The organism is Cribrihabitans neustonicus (assembly GCF_048820895.1).
GTDB lineage: Bacteria > Pseudomonadota > Alphaproteobacteria > Rhodobacterales > Rhodobacteraceae > Cribrihabitans_A > Cribrihabitans_A neustonicus.
The window spans coordinates 12167-33484 of sequence record NZ_JBMERQ010000001.1 but is presented as its reverse complement, the minus strand read 5'-3'; the positions used below and the strand labels follow the sequence as shown (position 1 = coordinate 33484).

18 protein-coding genes are annotated in these 21318 nt (G+C 66.6%); 8 read left to right on the top strand and 10 right to left on the bottom strand.

Annotated features, from left to right (window positions below; all coding sequences use genetic code 11):
* Positions 1 to 3: 3 nt before the first annotated feature.
* The 4 genes from ACOHWE_RS00140 to ACOHWE_RS00125 all read right to left on the bottom strand — a co-directional run bounded on the left by ACOHWE_RS00140 (position 4) and on the right by ACOHWE_RS00125 (position 6184).
* Positions 4 to 882 carry a hydroxymethylglutaryl-CoA lyase gene (locus ACOHWE_RS00140; RefSeq protein WP_420663361.1) on the bottom strand — a complete coding sequence of 293 codons (879 nt, stop codon included), beginning with the start codon at positions 880 to 882 and terminating at the stop codon, positions 4 to 6.
* A gap of 67 nt (positions 883 to 949) precedes the next feature.
* Positions 950 to 2887: an ATP-binding protein gene (locus tag ACOHWE_RS00135; RefSeq protein ID WP_420663360.1), complete on the bottom strand. Its 1938-nt coding sequence runs from the start codon at positions 2885 to 2887 to the stop codon at positions 950 to 952.
* An 86-nt stretch (positions 2888 to 2973) separates the two neighbouring features.
* Entirely contained in the window at positions 2974 to 4578 is a 1605-nt protein-coding gene (locus tag ACOHWE_RS00130) for a carboxyl transferase domain-containing protein (RefSeq protein WP_420663359.1), read from the bottom strand.
* A 76-nt stretch (positions 4579 to 4654) separates the two neighbouring features.
* Positions 4655 to 6184: an AMP-binding protein gene (locus ACOHWE_RS00125; RefSeq protein ID WP_420663358.1), complete on the bottom strand. Its 1530-nt coding sequence runs from the start codon at positions 6182 to 6184 to the stop codon at positions 4655 to 4657.
* 149 nt (positions 6185 to 6333) lie between these two features.
* Between ACOHWE_RS00125 and ACOHWE_RS00120 the strand changes: the two genes are divergently transcribed.
* Positions 6334 to 6936 carry an OmpW/AlkL family protein gene (locus ACOHWE_RS00120; protein WP_420663357.1) on the top strand — a complete coding sequence of 201 codons (603 nt, stop codon included), beginning with the start codon at positions 6334 to 6336 and terminating at the stop codon, positions 6934 to 6936.
* Positions 6937 to 7035: 99 nt separating this feature from the next.
* Here ACOHWE_RS00120 and ACOHWE_RS00115 read toward each other — a convergent pair whose 3' ends face one another.
* The gene (locus ACOHWE_RS00115) at positions 7036 to 8196 is read right to left on the bottom strand and encodes an isovaleryl-CoA dehydrogenase (RefSeq protein WP_420663356.1); all 1161 of its coding nucleotides are present in this window, start codon (positions 8194 to 8196) and stop codon (positions 7036 to 7038) included.
* A 208-nt stretch (positions 8197 to 8404) separates the two neighbouring features.
* Here ACOHWE_RS00115 and ACOHWE_RS00110 point away from each other — a divergent pair, with 208 nt between their 5' ends.
* A complete protein-coding gene (locus ACOHWE_RS00110) occupies positions 8405 to 8863 on the top strand; it encodes a CreA family protein (RefSeq protein ID WP_420663355.1) in 459 nt (152 codons plus the stop codon).
* On the opposite strand, the gene ACOHWE_RS00105 is transcribed toward ACOHWE_RS00110, so the two are convergent.
* Together ACOHWE_RS00105 and ACOHWE_RS00100 are read right to left on the bottom strand one after the other, a co-directional pair.
* Positions 8848 to 10044 (bottom strand): DegT/DnrJ/EryC1/StrS family aminotransferase, encoded by a 1197-nt coding sequence (locus ACOHWE_RS00105; RefSeq protein ID WP_420663354.1) that lies wholly within the window; start codon positions 10042 to 10044, stop codon positions 8848 to 8850. The genes ACOHWE_RS00110 and ACOHWE_RS00105 overlap by 16 nt on opposite strands.
* A 79-nt stretch (positions 10045 to 10123) precedes the next feature.
* Positions 10124 to 10786 (bottom strand): HAD-IA family hydrolase, encoded by a 663-nt coding sequence (locus tag ACOHWE_RS00100; protein ID WP_420663353.1) that lies wholly within the window; start codon positions 10784 to 10786, stop codon positions 10124 to 10126.
* 134 nt (positions 10787 to 10920) lie between these two features.
* On the opposite strand from ACOHWE_RS00100, the gene glmU reads away from it, so the two are divergent.
* Genes glmU through ACOHWE_RS00085 form a run of 3 tightly spaced genes read left to right on the top strand, consistent with a single transcriptional unit; the run spans position 10921 to position 14788 of the window.
* The gene (gene glmU / locus ACOHWE_RS00095) at positions 10921 to 12276 is read left to right on the top strand and encodes a bifunctional UDP-N-acetylglucosamine diphosphorylase/glucosamine-1-phosphate N-acetyltransferase GlmU (RefSeq protein WP_420663352.1); all 1356 of its coding nucleotides are present in this window, start codon (positions 10921 to 10923) and stop codon (positions 12274 to 12276) included.
* The gene (gene glmS, locus ACOHWE_RS00090) at positions 12276 to 14099 is read left to right on the top strand and encodes a glutamine--fructose-6-phosphate transaminase (isomerizing) (RefSeq protein WP_420663351.1); all 1824 of its coding nucleotides are present in this window, start codon (positions 12276 to 12278) and stop codon (positions 14097 to 14099) included. The genes glmU and glmS overlap by 1 nt, the downstream gene beginning before the upstream one ends.
* Before the next feature lie 5 nt (positions 14100 to 14104).
* A complete protein-coding gene (locus tag ACOHWE_RS00085; protein WP_420664632.1) occupies positions 14105 to 14788 on the top strand; it encodes a DNA alkylation repair protein in 684 nt (227 codons plus the stop codon).
* Between the two features lie 62 nt (positions 14789 to 14850).
* On the opposite strand, the gene ACOHWE_RS00080 is transcribed toward ACOHWE_RS00085, so the two are convergent.
* Entirely contained in the window at positions 14851 to 15279 is a 429-nt protein-coding gene (locus ACOHWE_RS00080; protein WP_420663350.1) for a hypothetical protein, read from the bottom strand.
* Between the two features lie 90 nt (positions 15280 to 15369).
* Here ACOHWE_RS00080 and moaA point away from each other — a divergent pair, with 90 nt between their 5' ends.
* From moaA to ACOHWE_RS00065, 3 genes are read left to right on the top strand one after another with little or no spacing between them, the layout of a single operon-like run.
* Complete coding sequence (moaA, locus tag ACOHWE_RS00075; RefSeq protein WP_420663349.1) at positions 15370 to 16377, top strand: GTP 3',8-cyclase MoaA; 1008 nt, start codon at positions 15370 to 15372, stop codon at positions 16375 to 16377.
* A gap of 1 nt (position 16378) precedes the next feature.
* On the top strand, positions 16379 to 17707 hold the full coding sequence (locus ACOHWE_RS00070) for a 3-deoxy-D-manno-octulosonic acid transferase (protein ID WP_420663348.1): 1329 nt from the start codon (positions 16379 to 16381) through the stop codon (positions 17705 to 17707).
* A complete protein-coding gene (locus ACOHWE_RS00065) occupies positions 17694 to 18752 on the top strand; it encodes a glycosyltransferase family 4 protein (RefSeq protein ID WP_420663347.1) in 1059 nt (352 codons plus the stop codon). The genes ACOHWE_RS00070 and ACOHWE_RS00065 overlap by 14 nt, the downstream gene beginning before the upstream one ends.
* Positions 18753 to 18919: 167 nt before the next feature.
* On the opposite strand, the gene ACOHWE_RS00060 is transcribed toward ACOHWE_RS00065, so the two are convergent.
* Together ACOHWE_RS00060 and ACOHWE_RS00055 are read right to left on the bottom strand one after the other, a co-directional pair.
* Entirely contained in the window at positions 18920 to 20083 is a 1164-nt protein-coding gene (locus ACOHWE_RS00060; RefSeq protein WP_420663346.1) for a M20 aminoacylase family protein, read from the bottom strand.
* A gap of 66 nt (positions 20084 to 20149) precedes the next feature.
* A complete protein-coding gene (locus tag ACOHWE_RS00055; RefSeq protein WP_420663345.1) occupies positions 20150 to 21313 on the bottom strand; it encodes a M20 aminoacylase family protein in 1164 nt (387 codons plus the stop codon).
* Between the last annotated feature and the right edge of the window lie 5 nt (positions 21314 to 21318).

Sequence of the window (21318 nt, the reverse complement as noted above, 5' to 3'; positions counted from 1 at the left end):
CGCTCACTCTCCGTTTTTGCTCTGGGCCGGGCCGCGGCGCATGGCGCGCGCCATCTCTGCCGCCTCGTCCAGCACCGCCGCATCGAGCCCGGTTTCATAGCCCTTTGCCACCAGATGCGCATTGACCGCCTCGGTCGCGACGTTGCCCGCAGCGCCCGGCGCATATGGACAACCGCCGAGTCCGCCGACGGCGGCATCGAACACCCGCACGCCCTGGGCAAGCGACGCGTCGATATTATCAAGCGCACGTCCCGAGGTGTCATGATAGTGGCCTGCCAGCTTCTCCGCCGGCACCTGTGCCGTCACCGCCTTCAGCATCGTGCTGATGCTCTCCGGCGTGCCCTGCCCCACGGTATCGCCAAGCGAAATCTCGTAGCAGCCCAGCTCGAACAGCCGCGCCGCCACTGCCGCCGCCTGCTCCGGCGCGGTCGGCCCGTCAAAGGGGCAATCGGTCACGCAGGAGACATAGCCGCGCACTGGCAGGCCGATTTCGCGCGCCGCTTCCAGGATCGGCAGGAAGCGGGTGATGCTTTCTTCGATCGTGGCGTTGATATTGGCCTTGGAAAACCCTTCCGAGGCGGAGGCAAACACCGCAATCTCATCGGCATTGGCCGCCACTGCATCCTCGTAGCCGCGCATGTTCGGGGTGAGCGCGGCGTAGCGCACGCCGGGTGCGCGGCGGATACCCGCCAGCACCTCGGCTGACCCCGCCATCTGCGGCACCCACTTGGGAGAGACAAAGCTCGCCACCTCGATCCGGCGGAACCCGGCGCGGCTGAGGCAATCGGTCAGCGCCACCTTCTCGGCCACCGGAATGGCGCGTTTCTCGTTCTGCAGCCCGTCGCGCGGGCCCACCTCGAATATCTCGACGTGTTCAGCCATCGCCATGCCTCCTGTCACTTTCTGACCTCAATTACCCGATAACCCGAAGCTGACCGCAGGTGCGCGGTCAGCCCATCTCCTCTTCGAGCCGCACGAGTGCCGCCCCGGCTTCGACCTGATCACCCGCGCTGGCGAGCACCTCGGCCACCACACCATCGCGCGCGGCCAGCAGCGAATGCTCCATCTTCATCGCTTCCAGAACCGCCAGCCGGTCGCCTTCCTTCACGGATTGCCCCGCCTCGGTGAAGACTGCTTTCACCAGGCCGGGCATCGGTGCCTCGATCACGTTCAAATCGCCCCCGGCGGCCGCATCACGCTCCAGCGGGTCGATCACTGTGAACTCCAGGCCATAGGCGTCATGCACGGTGATGAGCGCGCCAGACTGCGAAACCGCGGGCATCCGCCGTTCTCCGATACGCCACTGGCCCTGACTGCGCTCGGCCACTACGGTTTTGCCATCCACGGTCCAGAGCTGCCGGTCCGGCCCGTCCACCTGAACATCGGCCTCGAAGACCTCGCCGCGGTGGCTGAGGGTCACGGCCCGGTGCAGCGGCGCCCAGAGAGTGAAACCGGTTTCAGGCGCGGCTTCCACGAGGTCCAGCGCCACCATGCCGGCGGCTGCCCTGTGGCGCAGCTCCACCTCCGGCGCCGCGGTCAGCGCGTCCAGATCGCGGGCAATCAGCCCGGTGTCGACCTCGCCCGCGGCAAAGCCCTCATGCGCCGCCAGCGCGCCAAGGAAAGCGAGGTTGGTGACGGTGCCGCCGACTTGCGTGTCCTCCAGCGCCCGGGCCAGCCGCGACAGAGCCACCTTGCGGGTGGAGCCATGCACGATCACCTTGGAGATCATCGGATCGTACCAGGGGCTGATGGTATCGCCCGCACGCACGCCGCTGTCGGCGCGGCATTCGCACGGAAAGGCCAGGTGGGTGAGCGTGCCGGTTGCGGGCAGGAAGCCCGCGGGCACGTCCTCGGCATAAAGCCGCGCCTCAAACGCGTGGCCGGTGATGGTCAGGTCCTCCTGCCGCGCGGGAAGGCTTTCGCCCGCGGCGACGCGCAGCTGCCATTCGACCAGATCGACGCCGGTGATCAGCTCGGTGACCGGGTGCTCCACCTGCAGGCGGGTGTTCATCTCCATGAACCAGAAGCCATCGGGACGCAGCCCGTTCGACCCGTCGACGATGAATTCCACCGTGCCCGCGCCCTTGTAGCCGATCGCCTCGGCCGCGCGCACGCCCGCCTCGCCCATGGCAGCGCGCATCTCGTCCGTCATGCCCGGCGCGGGGGCTTCCTCGATCACTTTCTGGTGGCGGCGCTGCAGCGAGCAATCGCGCTCGAAGAGGTGCACCGCATGGGTGCCGTCGCCGAAGACCTGCACCTCGATGTGGCGGGGCTGCTGGATGTATTTCTCGATCAGGACATCGGGGTTGCCAAAGGCGGTGGCCGCCTCGCCCTGCGCGCTTTCGAGTGCTGCCGCGAAATCACCTGCCTTCTCCACCAGCCGCATGCCCTTGCCGCCGCCGCCGGCAACCGCCTTGATCAGCACCGGGTAGCCGATCTCCGCGGCCCTTTCCGCAAGGAATGCCGCATCCTGCTCGGCGCCATGGTAGCCCGGCACCACCGGCACGCCCGCTTCCTCCATTAGCGCCTTGGCGGCATCCTTCAGGCCCATCTTGCGGATCGCATCCGCCGAGGGGCCGATGAAGACGAGCCCCGCCGCCTCCACCGCGTCCACGAAACCGGGGTTTTCCGACAGGAAGCCGTAGCCCGGGTGGATCGCCTGGGCGCCGGTGGCCTGGGCGGCACGGATGATCTCGTCGCCTTTCAGGTAGCTGTCCTTGGGCGCGGGGCCGCCGATGTGCACCGCCTCGTCCGCCAGCGCCACGTGTTTCGCCGCCGCATCGGCATCGGAATAGACCGCCACCGTACGCACGCCCATGGCGCGGGCGGTCTCCATCACGCGGCAGGCGATTTCGCCGCGGTTGGCAATCAGGATTTTGTCAAACATGGGGTTGGTCCTTTGTCTGGATCGCCGGACCGGGGGCGCTGCCCCCGGACCCCCGGAGTATTTGCGAAAGATGAAAGCGGCGGGGCTTACATCCGGAAGACGCCGAACTTGGTCTCTTCAATCGGAGCGTTGAGGGCTGCGCTGAGCGACAGCGCCAGCACGTCCCGGCTCTTGCGCGGGTCAATGATGCCGTCATCCCAGAGGCGCGCCGAGGCGTAAAGCGGGTGGCTCTGCTCCTCGAACATCTCGATGGTGGGGCGCTTGAACTCGGCTTCTTCCTCGGCGCTCCAGCTGCCGCCCTGACGTTCGATGGCGTCGCGTTTGACGGTGGCCAGCACGCCCGCCGCCTGCTCGCCGCCCATCACCGAGATGCGGGAGTTCGGCCAGGTCCAGAGGAACCGCGGCTGGTAGGCGCGGCCCGACATGCCGTAGTTGCCGGCACCAAAGGAGCCGCCGACCAGCATGGTGATCTTGGGCACGTTGGTGGTGGCCACCGCAGTCACCATCTTGGCGCCGTGGCGGGCGATGCCCTCGTTCTCGTATTTGCGGCCGACCATGAAACCGGTGATGTTCTGCAGGAACACCAGCGGGATCTTGCGCTGCGAGCACAACTCGACGAAATGCGCGCCTTTCTGGGCGGCTTCCGAGAACAGCACGCCGTTGTTGGCGATGATGCCGATGGGGCAGCCCTTGAGGTGGGCAAAGCCGGTGACCAGCGTCTCCCCGAAGCGCGGCTTGAACTCGTCGAAGCGCGAGCCGTCGACCAGCCGCGCGATCACCTCGCGGATGTCGTAGGGCGTGCGCAGGTCGCCCGGCACGACGCCGAGGATTTCCTCCGGGTCATAGGCGGGCTCCTCGGGGCTGGCCCAGTTCACGGTGAGCGGCTTGGTGATGTTCAGCGACTGCACCGCGCGGCGGGCCAGTGCCAGCGCGTGGGCATCATCCTCGGCCAGGTAGTCGGCCACGCCGGACAGGCGCGTGTGCACATCGCCGCCGCCCAGGTCCTCGGCGCTGACGACCTCGCCCGTAGCGGCCTTCACCAGCGGCGGTCCTGCAAGGAAGATGGTGCCCTGCTCCTTCACGATGATGGTGACGTCCGACATCGCGGGCACATAGGCGCCGCCCGCGGTGCAGGACCCCATCACCACCGCGATCTGCGGGATGCCCTTGGCTGACATCCGTGCCTGATTGTAGAAGATGCGGCCGAAATGGTCGCGGTCGGGGAAGACCTCGTCCTGGTTCGGCAGGTTGGCGCCGCCCGAGTCCACCAGGTAGATGCAGGGGAGGCGGTTTTCCTCGGCAATCTCCTGCGCGCGCAGGTGTTTCTTCACCGTCATCGGGTAGTAGGTGCCGCCCTTCACGGTGGCGTCGTTGCAGACCACCATGACCTCCTGCCCGTGCACCCGGCCGATACCCGCGATCACGCCTGCGCAAGGCGCATCGCCGCCGTACATGCCATGCGCCGCGGTGGCGCCGATTTCCAGGAACGGGGAGCCCGGGTCCAAAAGGTTCGCCACCCGGCGGCGCGGCAGCATCTTGCCGCGGCTTTCATGCCGGGCGCGGGATTTCTCGCCGCCGCCCATACGTGCGGCCTCCGCCGCCTCGCTGATCTGCGCGAGTGCCGCGAGATGCGCCTCGCGGTTCTGCTTGAAGCCGTCCGAGGAGGGCATCGCCTTGGAATTGAGTTTCATGTCCACTCTCCCGTTCGAGGGTTGAGGTCTGTCATTTCATAACTTGCGGCCTGTGCCGGTCTTTCGGTGAACCGGATCATGCGGAGGCCTCCCCCGCAGCCCGCGCCTTAAGCTCCTTGCGGATCACCTTGCCGGTCACCGTCATCGGCAGCGCGTCGAGGAATTCGACCTCGCGCGGGTAGGAATAATGGGCGAGGCGCTCCTTCACGTAGTCCTGCAGCTCTTTCTGCGAGGCCGCGGCCCCTGCCTTCAGCACCACGTAGGCCTTGACGATCTCGGTCCTGAGCGGATCGGGCTTGCCGACCACGCCCACGGTTGCCACCGCGGGGTGAGTGAGCAGGCAGTCCTCGATCTCGGCCGGGCCGATGCGGTAGCCGGCCGAGGTGATCACGTCGTCCTCGCGGCCGACAAAGCGCAGGTAGCCGCCTTCCCAAACGCCACGGTCGCCGGTAACGAGCCAGTCCCCGCGGAACTTAGCGGCAGTTTCCTCCGGCCGGTTCCAGTATTCCAGCAGCATCGAGGCCGAGCCGCGCCGGATCGCGACGTCGCCTTCGCCGTCCGTCGGGATACCGCCCTCATCGATCACCGCAAGCTCATGCCCCGGCACCGATTTGCCGATGCAGCCCGGGCGCGGCTCGAAATCCGCGGCGCAGGAGGAAGCCACCATATTGCACTCGGTCTGGCCGTAAAATTCGTTGATGGTCACGCCCAGGCGCCGCCGGCCCCAAGCGAGCATCTCCGCGCCCAGGGGCTCTCCGCCAGAGGCAACCGAGCGCAGGCCGCCGAGCCCCTGCCCCGCTGCCTTCAGCATCCTAAGCGCGGTGGGCGGGAAGAAGATGTTGCGCACACCGGCCCCCGCGATCAGATCGGCGCAGGCTTCCGGGGTGAACTTGTCGAGCCGGGCGGCCACCACCGGCACGCCCAGCGCGAGGCCCGGCATCAGCACGTCGAACAGCCCGCCGATCCAGGCCCAGTCCGCAGGCGTCCAGAGGACATCGCCCGTCTGGCCGAGGTGGTCGTGGCTCATCGCAACGCCCGGCAGATGCCCGGTCAGCACCCGGTGGCTATGCAGCGCGCCCTTGGGACTGCCGGTGGTGCCGGAGGTGTAGATCAGCACCGCGGGCGTTTCAGGCGTGGTCTCCGCGAAAGGCACGGGCGCGCCTTCGAGCCCGGCATCATCCACCATCACCGCCTCGGCCAGATCCCCGAGCAGCTTGGCGCCCTCGGCGTCGGTGAAGACAAAACTCACCCCGGCATCACCCGCGCGGGAAGCCAGCGCGTCGCGCTTGAACAGCTTGAACAGCGGCACCGAGATGCCGCCCGCCTTCCAGACCGCCAGATGCGCCGCGGCACACCAGGGCGACTGGCTGAGCAGCACCCCGACCCGGTCGCCCGGCCGGATTCGCGTCAGCAAGTAACGGGCCAGCCCGTCCACCATCGCGCCAAGTTCGCCATAGGAGATGTCGCGGCGCGCCGCTCCGGTCATGTCGATGAGTGCGGTGCCGCCTTCGGGATGCATCAGGCATTGCGCGGCCATGTTCAGCCGCTCCGGCAGGTCCCAGCTGCCATCCGGCCGGAGCCCGGGAATTACATGCGTATCCTGCATCATCGGCTATTCCCGCAGCGCATGGCAGACATGCGCTTTTTCTTTGCGTTTTCAAGGGAAACCAGCACCCCCGCTTGATCCAGATCAGAGTGCTGCGCGGTATCAGAGTGCACCACGGCGGGGCAAACATAATAAAAGGGACGCACCCCATGAAACGCATGGTTTCCGCACTGGCACTGGCCTCCGCCCTCACCGCCCTGGCCATTCCCGCGCAGGCGCAGTCGCAGGGCGACTGGACCCTCGGCGCCGGCATTGCCAACGTGAACCCCAAGTCCGGCAACGGCACGCTTGCCGGCGCTGCGGCCGATATTGACGACGGCACTGCGCTGTCGCTGACCGCCGAGTACTTCTTCCGCGACAACTGGGGCGTCGAGCTGCTGGTGGCCTCGCCGTTCGAGCATGATGTCAAGCTGAACGGCGCCTTTGCCGCCTCGGCCAAGCAGCTGCCGCCGACGCTGTCGGTGAACTACCACTTCCCCGCCGCAGGCAAGGTGAAGCCGTTCCTCGGCCTTGGCGTGAACTACACCACCTTCTTCGAGGAGGAGACCGCGCTTGGCACCTTGGAGCTGGACGACAGCTTCGGCCTCGCGCTGAACGCCGGCGCCGACTACCAGATCACCGGTACGGGCGCGCTGCGGTTCAACCTCCGCTACATGGACATCGATACCGATGCGACGCTCAACGGCGCGGACATCGGCACCGCCGAAATAGATCCGGTCGTGGTGAACCTCGCTTACGTGCACCGTTTCTGATCCCCCTGGTCCGATTGCAGCCGGGCCGCCAAAGGCCCGCTGCGTCTCAAGAACACCAGGCCCGCGTCCCTTTCCGGGATTGCGCGGGCCTGACTCGGTTTACATGGTGCCCATCAGCTCGCGGCCGATCAGCATGCGGCGGATTTCCGAAGTGCCGGCGCCGATCTCCATCAGCTTGGCGTCGCGGAAGATCCGGCCCACCGGGTTGTCGGACAGGTAGCCCGCCCCGCCAAAGGCCTGCACCGCCTGATGCGCCTGGGTCATCGCCACTTCGGAGGCATAAAGGCAGCAGGCCGCCGCGTCCTGGCGCGTTACCGTGCCCTTGTCGCAGGCCTTGGCGACCTCGTAGACATAGGCCCGCGCCGAGTTCATCGCGGTATACATGTCGGCGATCTTGCCCTGCATCAGCTGGAAGTTCCCGATCGGCTGGCCGAACTGCTTGCGCTCTTTCATGTAGGGCATCATCTCGTCCATGCAGGAGGCCATAATGCCGGTGCCGATGCCCGCGAGCACCACGCGCTCGTAGTCGAGACCGGACATCAGCACGCGCACGCCCTTGCCCTCTTCGCCGAGGATGTTCTCGAAGGGCACTTCCACGTCCTCGAACACCAGCTCGGCAGTGTTGGAGCCGCGCATGCCCAGCTTGTCGAAGTGCTTGGAGGTGGAGAACCCCTTCATCTCCTTCTCGATCAGGAAGGCGGTGATGCCCTTGGAGCCCGCCTCCGGATCGGTCTTGGCATAGACCACCAGCGTGTCGGCGTCGGGGCCGTTGGTGATCCAGTACTTGTTGCCGTTCAGGCGGAAGTGGTCGTTGCGCTTCTCGGCGCGCAAGCTCATCGAGACCACGTCGGAGCCCGCGCCCGCCTCGGACATTGCCAGCGCACCGACATGCTCGCCGGAAATCAGCCGCGGCAGGTATTTTGCCTTCTGCTCGGCGTTGCCGTTCAGCTTGATCTGATTGACGCAGAGGTTGGAATGCGCGCCGTAGGACAGCGCGACCGAGGCACTGGCGCGGGCGATCTCTTCCACCGCGACGGTATGGGCGAGGTAGGACATTCCAGCGCCGCCGAACTCCTCCGGAACCGTAATTCCCAGCAGGCCCAGCTCGCCCATCTCCTGCCACAGCTCGGCCGGGAACTCGTTTTTCTGGTCGATCTCCTGCGCCATCGGCTTGATACGGTCCTGCGCCCAGCGGTGCACCATGTCGCGCAGGGCGTTCACGTCCTCGCCCAGGTCGAAGGTCATGCTTGCGTTGAACATCTCGCGGGTCCTCCCGAATACGGATGGTTATATGAACACTTGTTCAATTCAATAGACGACCGCACGATTCGCGTCAATTGCGATGAGCGGCGGGAAGGACTGCCCCCTTCCCCGGCGGGAATGTTCCCGGAACGCAAGTTCCGCTGCGGCGCGCAATGCTGCATAAACGGGGACAGACCCCGTTCCGAACGGAAAACAGGAGATGCTGATGAGACAACTGAAATGCGCCTTGGCCGCGGCCATCTGCCTTGCGGGCCTGCCCGCCGCCGCCGAGGAAATCGGAGAGATCGGCGTCGACTGGGTGGGCAACGACATTATCATCGAGGCCATCGCCGATCCCAAAGTGGCAGGCGTCACCTGCCATATCGCCTATTTCGAGCGCGGCCTGATCGACCGGCTGTCCAAGGGCAACTGGTTCGAAGACCCCTCCAACGCGTCGCTGGCGTGCCGGCAGACCGGCCCGATCACGCTCGGTGACATCGACCGGAGCAGGGACGGCGAGGACGTGTTCCGCGAATCCCGGTCCATCATCCTCAAGTCGCTGCGGGTGAAACGCCTGTTCGACGAAGCCAACCGGACCCTGATCTATGTCGCCCACGCGGCCGAGCTGACGGACGGCTCCGCCAAGGTGTCGATCTCGACCGTGCCGCTTTATCGTTCTGACTGATGGACGGCCGCGACCTCGGCCCGGATGATGCGGGCGATCAGGGCGCAGTCCTCAACACTGAAGGTCAGCGGCACCCGCATGTCGATTATGCCTGCAAGGATGCGGTCGCTCCGGGGCAGGCGCGGCGTGTCCGCATAGCGCCAGCTGTCGTAGCGGGAGGTGAAGGCAACCGGCTCCGGGGTGCCGAACCACTTCAGCTCAACCCCTCGGGCGGCACAGCGGCGCAAGACCTCCTGTACCGCATCGGCGCTCCAGCCGAGCAGCAGGAACTGGATTGAGGAGCCCACGAAAAATTCCTCGGCAGGCCGTTCCACCACAGTGAGGCCCGGCGTGCCGCGCAAGCCCTCCTCCACCGTGCGGTAGCGTTCGTTCCACCGCGCCACCTGTGTATCCAGATCGCGCAGCTGGGGGCGCAGGATGGCGGCGCGCAGGTTATCCATGCGGCCGGAGACGTTGGGGGTGTCGTATTTCACCCGCTCGAAGACCTCCGGCCCCGGCGCCGCAAGGTGGCGGCCATAGAGCATGTAGGAGCCCGACAGCATGATAGCCCGCGCCGCGAGCTCCTCGTCATCGGTGACCAGCAGCCCGCCCTCGCCCGCGTTCACGTGCTTGTAGGTCTGGCAGGAATAGCAGCCCACCGCGCCATGCCGGCCTGAGGGCACCCCGTTCCAGGCCGCGCCCATGGTGTGGGCGCAATCCTCGATCACGGTGATTCCGGCCGCATCACAGATTTCCATCAGCCGGTCCATGTCGCAGAGATGCCCGCGCATGTGGGACAGCAGCAGCACCCGGGCCTCGTCGGCCTTTGCGGCCAAGTCGCCGAGGTCGATGGTGAGCGCCTCGTTCACCTCCACGTATACCGGCTCCGCCCCAACCGAGGCGATGGACCCCGGCACTGGCGCGAGGGTGAAAGCGTTGGTGAGAACCCTGTCGCCGGGCTTCACCCCAACCGCGCGCAGGGCGGTTGCCAGCGCGTAGCCGCCCGAGGCCACGGCGAGACAGTATTTTGCCCCCATCCGAGCAGCAAACTCCTGCTCAAGAAGCGCGGTCTCCCCCGCCTCATCGCCCGCGACGTTGTAACGGTGCAGCCGCCCGTGGCGCAGCACCGCGAGGGCCGCCTCGATTGCGTCTTCGGGAATGGCTTCCTGCTGGGTGAAGGACCCGGTGAAAATCTCGCTCATGGCGCATTTCTGAGCCGCGCCGAGGGCCGGGTCAAGAGACAAGCGGGGTTCGCAAAATTTCCGGAACAAGTTTGCGAAATCAGGCAATCAGCCGTGCGGCGACCTCCGGCAGGTCCTCGTAGCGGTGCAAGAGCGCCTCGGGCTTGAGCGCCGCCATATCCTCGCCCGAAGGCCCGAAGGTAACCAGGACCGAAGGCACGTTGGCCGCAGCCGAGGTCTTGCGGTCGGTGTCGCTGTCGCCGACCAGGATCGTCCGCGCCGGATCGCCGCCCGCCCGGCGCGCCGCCTCGCGCAGCGGCTCCGGGTCGGGCTTGCGCACCGGCAGCGTGTCGGCGCCCACGAGCGACGCAAAGGCATCGCGCACGCCGAGACTGCGCAGCAGCTGATGGGCCAGCGCCTCCGGCTTGTTGGTGCAGATGCCGACGGCAAACCCGGCTGCCCTGAGCGCCTCCACCGCTGCCATCGCGCCGGGGTAAAGCGTGGTGTGGCGGTGGATGTCCGCGCGGTAGGCCTCCAGGAGCACCGGGTAGAACTCGTCCACGATGCGCGGGTCATGGCGGCCCGCCCGCTTCAGCCCATGGTCCAGCATCATCCGGCCGCCGCGCAGCGCGACGCCCGCATCGTCCGGGTGGCACAGCACATCGCCAAGCCCCATCTGCCGGAAGCAGGTATTCGCTGCGGCCAGAAGATCGCCCGACGTATCCGCCAGGGTGCCGTCCAGATCGAAGATGACCGTGCGCATGTTCCGCTCCCATTTCGGCGTGTTTCCGCCATGCCGTATTGCAACCCGCAACCTTGTGTGATGGCGCCATGCCTTGCGCCCCGCCCCCCAGCGGATAAAACGGAAGCATCAAAAAGACAAAGAGAAAAGCCATTATGAGCATTGCCCTCGTCATTCTCGCGGCCGGGAAAGGCACCCGGATGCACTCCGATTTGCCCAAAGTCCTGCACCCGGTTGCCCAGGCGCCGATGCTGGCGCATGCGATGGCGGCAGGCCGCGCCCTGGAGCCCGAACGCACCATCGTGGTGGCTGGCCATGGCGCAGAGGCGGTGCGCGCAGCGGTAGCTGAAATCGACGAGACCGCCGAGGTGGTAATCCAGGAGGAGCAGCTCGGCACCGCCCACGCGGTGGAACAGGCACGCGCTGCACTGGAGGGCTTTGACGGCGACGTAGTGGTGCTGTTCGGAGACACGCCCTTTGTCAGCCCCGGGACGCTCGAGCGTCTGGCAGAGGCACGCCGCCAGGCCGATCTGGTGATCCTTGGCTTCGAGGCCGCCGACCCCGGCCGCTATGGCCGCCTGGTGATGCAGGGCGGAAGCCTGGAGCGCATTGTCGAGTTCAAGGACGCCAACGAGGAAGAACGCGCGATCTCCTTCTGCAACTCGGGTCTGATGGCCTGCGATGCCAAGATGATGTTCGACCTGATCGCCGAGGTCGGCAACGGCAACGCTTCGGGCGAATACTACCTCACCGACCTGGTGGCGCTGGCCCGCCGGGAAGGCCGCAGCGTGACCGCAGTTGCCTGCGACGAAAGCGAAACGCTGGGCATCAACTCGCGCGCAGACCTTGCCCGCGCGGATGCGGTGTTCCAGGCCCGCGCGCGGGCGGAGCTTTTGGACATTGGCGTTACGCTGATGGCGCCGGAGACCGTCTACCTCGCCTTTGACACGGTGATCGGCCGCGACACGGTGATCGAACCCAACGTCGTCTTCGGCCCCGGCGTGACAGTGGAAAGCGGCGCGCTGATCCGGGCGTTCTCGCATCTGGAAGGCTGCCACGTGAGCCGCGGTGCCAAGGTTGGCCCCTACGCCCGGCTGCGCCCGGGTGCCGAACTGGCCGAAGACACCCACATCGGCAATTTTGTCGAAATCAAGAACGCCGAGATTGCCGAAGGCGCCAAGGTGAACCATCTGAGCTACATCGGCGATGCCACTGTCGGTAAGGCGAGCAATATTGGCGCAGGAACGATTACCTGCAACTATGACGGGGTGATGAAGCACCGCACCGAGATCGGCGCCCGCAGCTTCATCGGCTCCAATACCATGCTGGTGGCGCCGGTGAAGGTGGGGAACGAGGCAATGACGGCCACCGGTGCGGTGATCACCAAGGATGTGGCAGACGGCGACCTGGCAATCGGCCGTGCCGAACAAACCAACAAACCGGGCCGCGCGCGCAAGCTGATGGAGATGCTGCACGCAAGGAAGGCCCGCCTGGCGAAGGGAAGTGAGTGATGTGCGGCATTGTAGGCGTTCTGGGAAATCACGAGGCGGCCCCGATTCTGGTGGAGGCGCTGAAGCGGCTGGAATACCGGGGCTATGACAGCGCCGGCATCGCCACCGTCCACGGCGGCAAACTGGAACGCCGCCGCGCGGTAGGCAAACTGGTGAATCTTTCCGACCTCCTGGTGCACGAGCCGTTGCGCGGCAAGGCGGGGATTGGCCACACCCGCTGGGCCACCCATGGCGCGCCCACGGTGAGCAATGCGCACCCGCACAGGGCGGGCGCAGTGGCGGTGGTGCACAATGGCATCATCGAGAACTATAAGGACCTGCGCGCGGAGCTTCTGGACTGCGGCATGGAATTCCGCACCGAGACCGATACCGAAACCGTCGCCCTGATGGCCGAGCGCTACCTGCAGGAAGGGCTGTCGCCCGCCGCGGCCGCCTTCAAGACGCTGGACCGGCTGGAGGGCGCCTTTGCGCTGGCCTTCCTGTTCGACGGCGAGGAAGATCTGATCGTGGCCGCCCGCAAGGGCTCGCCGCTGGCCATCGGCCACGGTGATGGCGAAATGTTCGTGGGCTCGGACGCCATCGCACTCGCGCCGCTTACCGACCGCGTCACGTATCTCGAGGAAGGCGACCGCGCCGTAGTGACCCGCGCGGGCGTGGAACTGCGCAGCCCGGACGGCGCCCTTGTCAACCGTGAGACCAAGACCATCCAGATCGACGCGGCCCAGGTCGACAAGGGCGGCCACAAACACTTCATGGCGAAGGAAATCGCCGAACAGCCCTTTGTCATCGCCGAAGCGATCCGCTCTTACCTGCCGGTGGAAGAGGACGTTGTCCGCCTGCCCGGCGAGGGTGCCGACTTCTCCGCGGTTGAGCGGCTGACGATGGTAGCCTGCGGGACGGCTTATTACGCCTGTCTCACCGCGAAGTACTGGTTCGAGCAGATCGCCCGCCTGCCGGTGGAGGTCGATATCGCCTCCGAGTTCCGCTACCGCGAGCCGCCGGTGCCCGCCAACACGATGGCCCTTTTCGTGTCGCAGTCGGGGGAGACCGCCGACACGCTGGCAGCACTGCGCTACTGCCGGGAGAAGGCTGACCGGATCCTGTCGGTGGTGAACGTGCCGGAAAGCTCAATTGCGCGGGAAAGCGACCTGGCGCTGCCGATCTTTGCCGGTCCCGAAATCGGCGTGGCTTCCACCAAAGCCTTCACCTGCCAGCTCACCGTGCTCCTGCTGCTCGCACTGAAGGCGGCGTCGGACCGCGGGTTGCTGGAGCCGCAGGAGATGGCGGACTACGCCACCGCGATCCGGGGCCTTCCGAACGTGATGTCGTCGGCGCTGGAGCAGAATGAGGCGATCCGCCAGGCCGCACTGAAGGTGAGCGAGGCGCGTGATGTGTTGTTCCTGGGCCGCGGACTGATGTTCCCGCTGGCACTGGAGGGCGCGCTCAAGCTGAAGGAAATCAGCTACATCCACGCCGAAGCCTATGCCTCCGGCGAGTTGAAGCACGGCCCCATCGCTCTGATCGACAAGAACATGCCCGTGGTGGTGATGGCACCAAAGGACGCGCTTTTTGACAAGTCGGTTTCCAACATGCAGGAGGTGCTGGCGCGCAAGGGCAAAGTGCTGATGATCTCGGACCGCGATGGTATCACCGATGCGGGCGATGACGTCTGGTGCACGGTGGAGATGCCGCGGCTGAAGGCGGCACTGACGCCAATCCTCTATGCCATTCCCGCGCAGCTGCTGGCCTATCACACTGCCGTCGCGAAGGGCACCGACGTCGACCAGCCGCGCAATCTTGCCAAATCGGTGACGGTGGAGTGAGCCGGATCACGCTGGAAGACGCGCTGGCTGCGCTCCGCGCCCGGGCGGAGCCCGGCCGCGCTGAACAAATGGCGGCTTATCACAAGCAGGAACGCGAAGTGCTGGGCACCCCCAACCCGGCGCTGAACGAATTGGCAAAAGAGTGGCGGCAGGCGCTGGACACGGGCGCACGCTGCGCTCTGGCCCAGCAGTTGTGGGAGACAGACATTTTCGAAGCCCGCATTGCCGCTGCCAAGCTGCTGACCCAGGCGAGAATTAAGGACGATGCGGCGGTCTGGAACCTGCTGTGCTCCTGGGTGCCGCAGTTCGACGGCTGGGCGATTGCCGATCACGCCGCTACGGCGTTGCAGAAGCGCCTGCTGGCAGACCCGGAAAGGCTTGATACAGCCGAGGAATGGACGCAGGCGCCGCACATGTGGACCCGACGCGCGGCGCTGGTTGCCACTCTGCCCTGGGCCAAAATGAACAATCTCAAACCCGCCGATCAGGCCCGGCGCGAGCGCATCCTCGGATGGGCCGCGGCCTACGTGCCGGACCGGGACTGGTTCATCCAGAAAGCCGTCGCCTGGTGGCTGCGCGATCTGAGCAAGCATGACGCCGCCCGCACAAGCACCTTCCTGGCCGAGCACGGCGCGGCGATGAAGGGTTTTGCCCGCAAGGATGCGGCGAGATACCTCAAGGACTCCTGACGGCGCTTTCAAAACGCCCGCCCCTTGCGGACAAGGGGCGGGGTGGTCTGTTTTCAGCGGCTTCAGCCGATTGGTATCACCTGAACCTTCGCCAGCTCGGTCAGCGGCAAGCCAAGCGCCCGCATCGCCTCGATCGAAAGGCGGCTGCCGGCCGTTACCGCGCCCTCGGCGGGCTTCAGCGTCACCACCGCCTCACTGCCGCGGGCAGAGCGCACACGGGCCTGCTGTTCGGTCTTGACCAGCGGTGTCTCCATCCACATGCCCGGCGCCGAAGGGTCGCCAAGCGAGGCCACCGTGCTGGCCGAACCACTAAAGGAAGGCGCGGAACTGTCTGCGCCGTCCTCCTTTCCTGCCTCCTGCGCGGCCGCCTGCGGCTGCGGCCGGGCCTTTGGGGCGGAAGACCCGCCGCTCAGGACCGAGGAGTTGAGCTGGATGCCGTTACAGGCTGCCAGCAGCGATGCCGCAGAAAGGGCTATGAGTGTCATACGCATGCGGTGACCCTAGCTCTGCGCGAAACTGTTTGCCAGACGCAAAAGCCATCACCTCTTGCCGCCGGCGGTGGGCCGCTTTACCTAGGAAGCATGACAGCTCCGCTCATCGATCCCTTCGCCCGCGCGATTACCTACCTGCGCGTCTCGGTCACCGACCGCTGCGACTTCCGCTGCGTCTATTGCATGTCGGAAAACATGACCTTCCTGCCCAAGAAGGACCTGCTGACGCTGGAGGAGCTGGACCGGATGTGTTCGACCTTCATCCGGCTGGGGGTGGAGAAGCTGCGCATCACCGGGGGCGAACCGCTGGTGCGCCGCGATATCCTGACGTTCTTCCGTTCGATGACCCGGCACCTGGACAGCGGCGCGCTCAAGGAACTGACGCTGACGACCAATGGTTCGCAATTGGAGAAACACGCTCAGGCGCTGTTTGACGCGGGCGTGCGGCGCGTGAATGTCTCGCTCGACACGCTGGACGAGCAAAAGTTCGCAGATGTGACCCGCTGGGGCCGCCTGCCTCAAGTGCTGCGCGGCATCGACGCGGCGCAAAAAGCGGGACTCAGGGTCAAGATCAATGCTGTGGCGCTCAAGGGCTTCAACGAACCCGAGCTGCCTGCCATCACCCGCTGGTGCGCCGAACGCGGCATGGACCTCACCTGGATCGAGGTGATGCCGATGGGCGATCTCGGCAATGAGGACCGGCTGGACCAGTACTGGTCGCTGAAAGACGTGCGGCGCGAGTACGAGAACCACTACACCGTCACCGACCTGGCCGAGCGCAGCGGCGGACCGGCCCGCTACGTGCGGCTGGAGGAGACCGGCCAGAAGATCGGCTTCATCACGCCGCTCAGCCACAATTTCTGCGAAAGCTGCAACCGGGTGCGGCTGACCTGCACCGGCGAGCTGTACATGTGCCTGGGCCAGGAGGACATGGCTGACCTGCGCGCGCCCCTGCGTGACCATCCGGACAGCGAAACGCCTCTGGAAGAGGCCATCCGCAAGGCGATCACGCTCAAGCCCAAGGGCCATGATTTTGACTACTCGCGGCAGCAGGTCGGCGGCCAGATGAGCCGCCACATGAGCCACACAGGCGGCTGACATGACCCGGCCCGGTGGCGCGCAGCCGACGCTGCTCTACTCCCTTTACCGTGGTGCCAGCGCATTGATCGCACCCCTTGCCTGGCGCAAGGTGTCGGGCCGCCTGCGTGCCTATGGCCTGCCCGAAGCGCGGGTGCGCGAACGCCTCGGCCATGCTTCCCTGCCCCGCCCCGCCGGGCGGCTGATCTGGTTCCATGCGGCCTCGGTCGGCGAAAGCCTCTCCGTGCTCACCCTGATCCGCCGGATGGGCGAGCTGGCGCCGGATGCGGAATTCCTCATCACCTCCGGCACGCCTACCTCGGCCGAGCTGGTCGCCAAGCGGATGCCGCCGCGCAGCCGCCACCAGTTCCCGCCGCTCGACACCGCCGCCGCGGTGGAGCGCTTCCTTGCGCATTGGCAGCCCGATCTCGGCGTGTTCGTCGAAAGCGAGCTTTGGCCGCAGATGCTGGTGCGCGCACGCAAGGCAGGCTGCCCGCTGGCGCTGCTGAACGCGCGCCTTTCGGACCGCTCGGTTGCTGGCTGGCAGAAACGTCCGGCCACCGCGCGCTTCATCCTCGACCAGTTCGACCTGTTTCTCACCCAGAACCGCAAGACTGCAGGCAACCTGCGCAAGATGGGCGCCGCCAAGGACCGCATCCGCCCGGGCAGCAACCTCAAGGCGGTCTCGGCCCCGCTGCCGGTGGACAGGGATGCACTGGCGGGAATCCGGGGCGCGCTGGCGGCGCGGCCGGTGTGGGTCGCCTCCTCCACCCACGCGGGCGAAGAGGAGGTGGTGCTCGCTGCCCACAAGGCGCTGCTGGAAGAACACCCGGACCTCTGCCTGCTGCTCGCCCCCCGCCACCCGGAACGCGGCAGCGAGGTGGAAACGCTGATTGCCGAGGCAGGCCTCACATGGGCCCGCCGCAGCAAGGGCGAGCCTCTGACGCCGGATGCGCATGTCTACCTCGCTGACACGCTGGGCGAAGTCGGTACCTGGTATGCGCTGGCGCCGCTTGTCTTCCTCGGCGGCTCGCTGCGCGAGATCGGCGGCCACAACCCGTTCGAGGTAATGCAGGCCGGGGCCGCCGTGATCACCGGGCCGGGGCACTACAATTTTGCCGAGACCTACGCCGAGCTGACCCGTGAGGGCGCCGCGGTAGAGGTGGAGGATGCCGAGGGGCTTGCGCGTGCAATCGGCCGCTGGCTGGCGGAGCCGCAGGCGCTTGGCGCCGCGCGCCGCGCGGCCGCCGCCTTCATATCGCGCCAGACGGATCAATTGAACAAGACGGTGGAGGCGCTGCTCACGCTGCTGCCCGCCAGCGCGAAGGGAGGCGCAGATGACCAAGGTTGATCCGCGCACGGTCGAAGTTATTGCGCCGAACTTCAAGCGCCGCCTGTCGGGCGTTACCTCCACCATCGTGCGGCTGGTGCCCCTTCAGCGCAAGCAGATTGCCATTGCCACCGCAGGCGCGGGCCTGCCGGACGACCTGCCGCATCTGGAGGCCGGTGAGCTCCTCCTGATGCCGCGCAACGGCCCGGCGGGCGCCCGCGTCTGGCACGCCCGGCGCAATACTGAAATGCTGGCCGGGCTGGCGCTGAAGTACCTCTTGGGCAAGCGGCTGAAGCTTCTGTTCACCTCCGCCTCGCAGCGGAACCATTCGGACTATACCAAGTGGCTGATCTCGCAGATGGACCGGGTCATCGCCACCTCGGCCAAGGGCGCAGCCTACCTGGAAAAGCCTGCCCAGGTGGTGCACCACGGAATCGACACCGCCACCTTTGCACCACCCGCGGACAAAGCGGCGCTGCGCCGCGAGCTGGGCCTGCCCGAAGACGCCCTCCTGATCGGCTGCTACGGCCGCATCCGGGCGCAGAAGGGCACGGATGTCTTTGTCGATGCCATGCTCGAAGTGCTGAAAGAGCACCCGGAAGCGGCGGGCGTGGTGATGGGCCGCGCAACCGAGAAACACGCGCAATTCGAACAGGACCTGCGCGCGAAGGTGAAGGCGGCCGGAATGCAGGACCGCCTGCTGTTCCCGCCTGAGGTGCCCGTTTGGGAAGTTGCTCGCTGGTATCAGGCGCTTGATCTTTACGTGGCGCCGCAGCGCTGGGAAGGCTTCGGCCTCACCCCGCTCGAAGCCATGGCCTGCGGTGTGCCGGTGGTCGCCACCCGCGCCGGCGCCTTCGAGGAGCTGATCGCGCCGAATGAGACCGGCCTGCTGATCGACCCGGGCGAGACCGGGCAGATGGTAGAGGCTATCAGCAAGGTACTCTCCACCGAAGGCCGGCTGGAGGCCTGGTCAAGAGCCGCCCGCAAACACACGGTCACCAATTTCGCGCTCGAGAAAGAAGCGGACACGCTGGTATCGATCTACCGCGAGATGCTCGAGCACTAGGGCTGCACGTTCCCCTTGCGCCGCGCCTCCTGGGCCGCGGCGCAAAAAGCCGGGCCGGCGCTCTGCGCCGCCCGGCCTCTTCTTCCTGCCAGAAATATCCTCGGGGGTGAATCGCCCCGGGTCCGCCTGGGGCAAGAGGGGGCAGCCAGCCCCCTCCCCCGCGCAGATCAGGCCGCCGGCATCCGCTGCTCGACGATCTCCGCCCACCAGCTGCAGCCGGCCGGAATGGCCTCGTCGTTGAAGTTGTACTCCGGGTGGTGCACCGCGGCGGTGTCGCCGTTGCCGACCAGGATGTAGGCGCCCGGACGTTCCTCCAGCATGAAGGCGAAGTCCTCGCCGCCCATGACCAGCGGTGCCTCGTCGCAGTTGCCGGAGATGTCGGCCGCGACCTTGGCGGCGAACTCAGTCTGCTCCTCGTGGTTCACCATCACCGGATAGCCGCGGTGGTAGGTGACATCGGCAGTGCCGCCGAAGGTGGCGGCGATGCCTGCGCAGATCTCCTTGATGCGCTTTTCCGCGAGGTCGCGCATCTCGCCAGACATGGTGCGCACGGTGCCCTTGAGCTGCACCTTCTGCGGGATCACGTTGAACGCCTTCGAGGAAGTCTCGAACGACGTCACCGAGACCACGATCTGGTGCACCGGGTCGGCATTGCGCGACGCGATGGTCTGCAGCGCCAGCACCGCCTGCGCGGCCATCACCGTAGTGTCGATGGTCTCCTGCGGCTTGGCTGCGTGGCCGCCGCGGCCCTCGAAGGTGATGTCGAACTGGTCGGTCGCGGCAAAGAAGGCGCCCGGGCGGATCGAGAAGCTGCCCACGGGGCGGCCCGGCCAGTTGTGCATGCCGTAGACCTCCTGGATGTTCCAGCGCGCCATCATGCCGTCGTCGCACATTTCCTTGCCGCCGCCGCCGCCTTCTTCGGCCGGCTGGAAGATCACCACCACGGTGCCGTCGAAATTGCGGGTCTCGGAAAGGTACTTCGCGGCACCCAGAAGCATCGCGGTGTGGCCGTCATGACCGCAGGCGTGCATGGCACCGGGGGTTTTCGACGCGTACTCAACCCCGGTCTGCTCGTGAATCGGCAGCGCATCCATGTCGGCACGCAGGCCGATCACTTTGCCCGCGGTGTCCGACTTGCCCTTGATCACGCCGACAACGCCGGTGCGGCCGATGCCGGTTACCACCTCGTCACAGCCGAATTCCTTCAGTTTCTCCGCGACCAGCGCGCTGGTGCGGTGGGTGTCGAAGAGGATTTCAGGGTTCTCGTGGATGTCGCGGCGCCAAGATGTGATTTCGTCCTGAAGTTCGGCAAAGCGGTTCTTGACCGGCATGATATGCACTCCTTTTGTCAGATCTGCCCGGCAGGCCGGCGGCCTGCCCGGGGTGTTCGGGTTAGCTCAAGCCGCGGGCATGCGGCGTTCGACGATCTCGGCGAACCAGCTGCAGCCTTGCGGGATAATCGTATCGTTGAAGTCGTACTCCGGGTGATGCAGCCCGGGGCCGAAACCGTTGCCCAGGCGGATCATCGCGCCGGGACGCTCTTCCAGCATGAAGGAGAAATCCTCGCCCCCCATGCCCAGCGGCGGCTCCACTGTCTGGCCAGCCACCGCTTCGGCGGCGTCGCGGGCGTGGGCGGCGGCGTCCGCGTCGTTGATGGTGACCGGCACGCCGAGGGTGAAGGCCACCTCCGCGCTGCCGCCGAAGACCGCCGCCGCGCTAAGGGCGATCTCCTCCACCCGCTGGAGGATCTGCGAACGCACCTCCGGCGAATGAGTGCGGATGGTGCCGCGCAGCTCGGCCTGGTCGGGGATCACGTTGAACGCCTTGGAGGACGTCTCGGCCGAGGTGATGGAGAGCACGCCTTCGCGCACCGGGTCGACGTTGCGGGCCACAACGGTCTGCAGCGCGCAGATCAGATGCGCCATCACCAGTATGGTATCCACCGTTTCGTGCGGCTTGGCAGCATGGCCGCCGCGGCCCTGAAGCTTGACAGTGAACTCGTCGACCGAAGCGAGGATCGGCCCGGAGCGGATTGCAAACGCGCCCGCCTCCAGCCCCGGAGCGTTGTGGATGGCGTAGACCTCCTGGATGCCGAAACGCTCCATCAGCCCGTCCTTGCACATCGCCTCCGCGCCGTTGCCACCCTCCTCGGCGGGCTGGAAGATCACCACTGCACAACCGTCGAAGTTGCGGGTCTCGGCGAGGTACTTGGCTGCGCCCAGGAGCATCGCGGTGTGGCCGTCATGGCCGCAGGCGTGCATGGCGCCGGGGATGGCGGAGGCGTGCGGGCGCTTGCCCTGCTCCTGCATCGGCAGCGCATCCATGTCAGCGCGCAGGCCAATCACGCGGCCCGCGGTATCCGCCCTGCCCCGGATCACGCCGACCACGCCAGTGCGGCCAATGCCGGTCACCACCTCGTCGCAGCCGAACTCCGCCAGCTTCTCCGCCACCAGCGCGCTGGTGCGGTGGGTCTCATAGAGAATTTCCGGATGCCGGTGGATGTCCCGCCGCCAGGCGGCCACTTCATCGCTGAGTTCGGCAAAGCGGTTCTTGACGGGCATTCGGG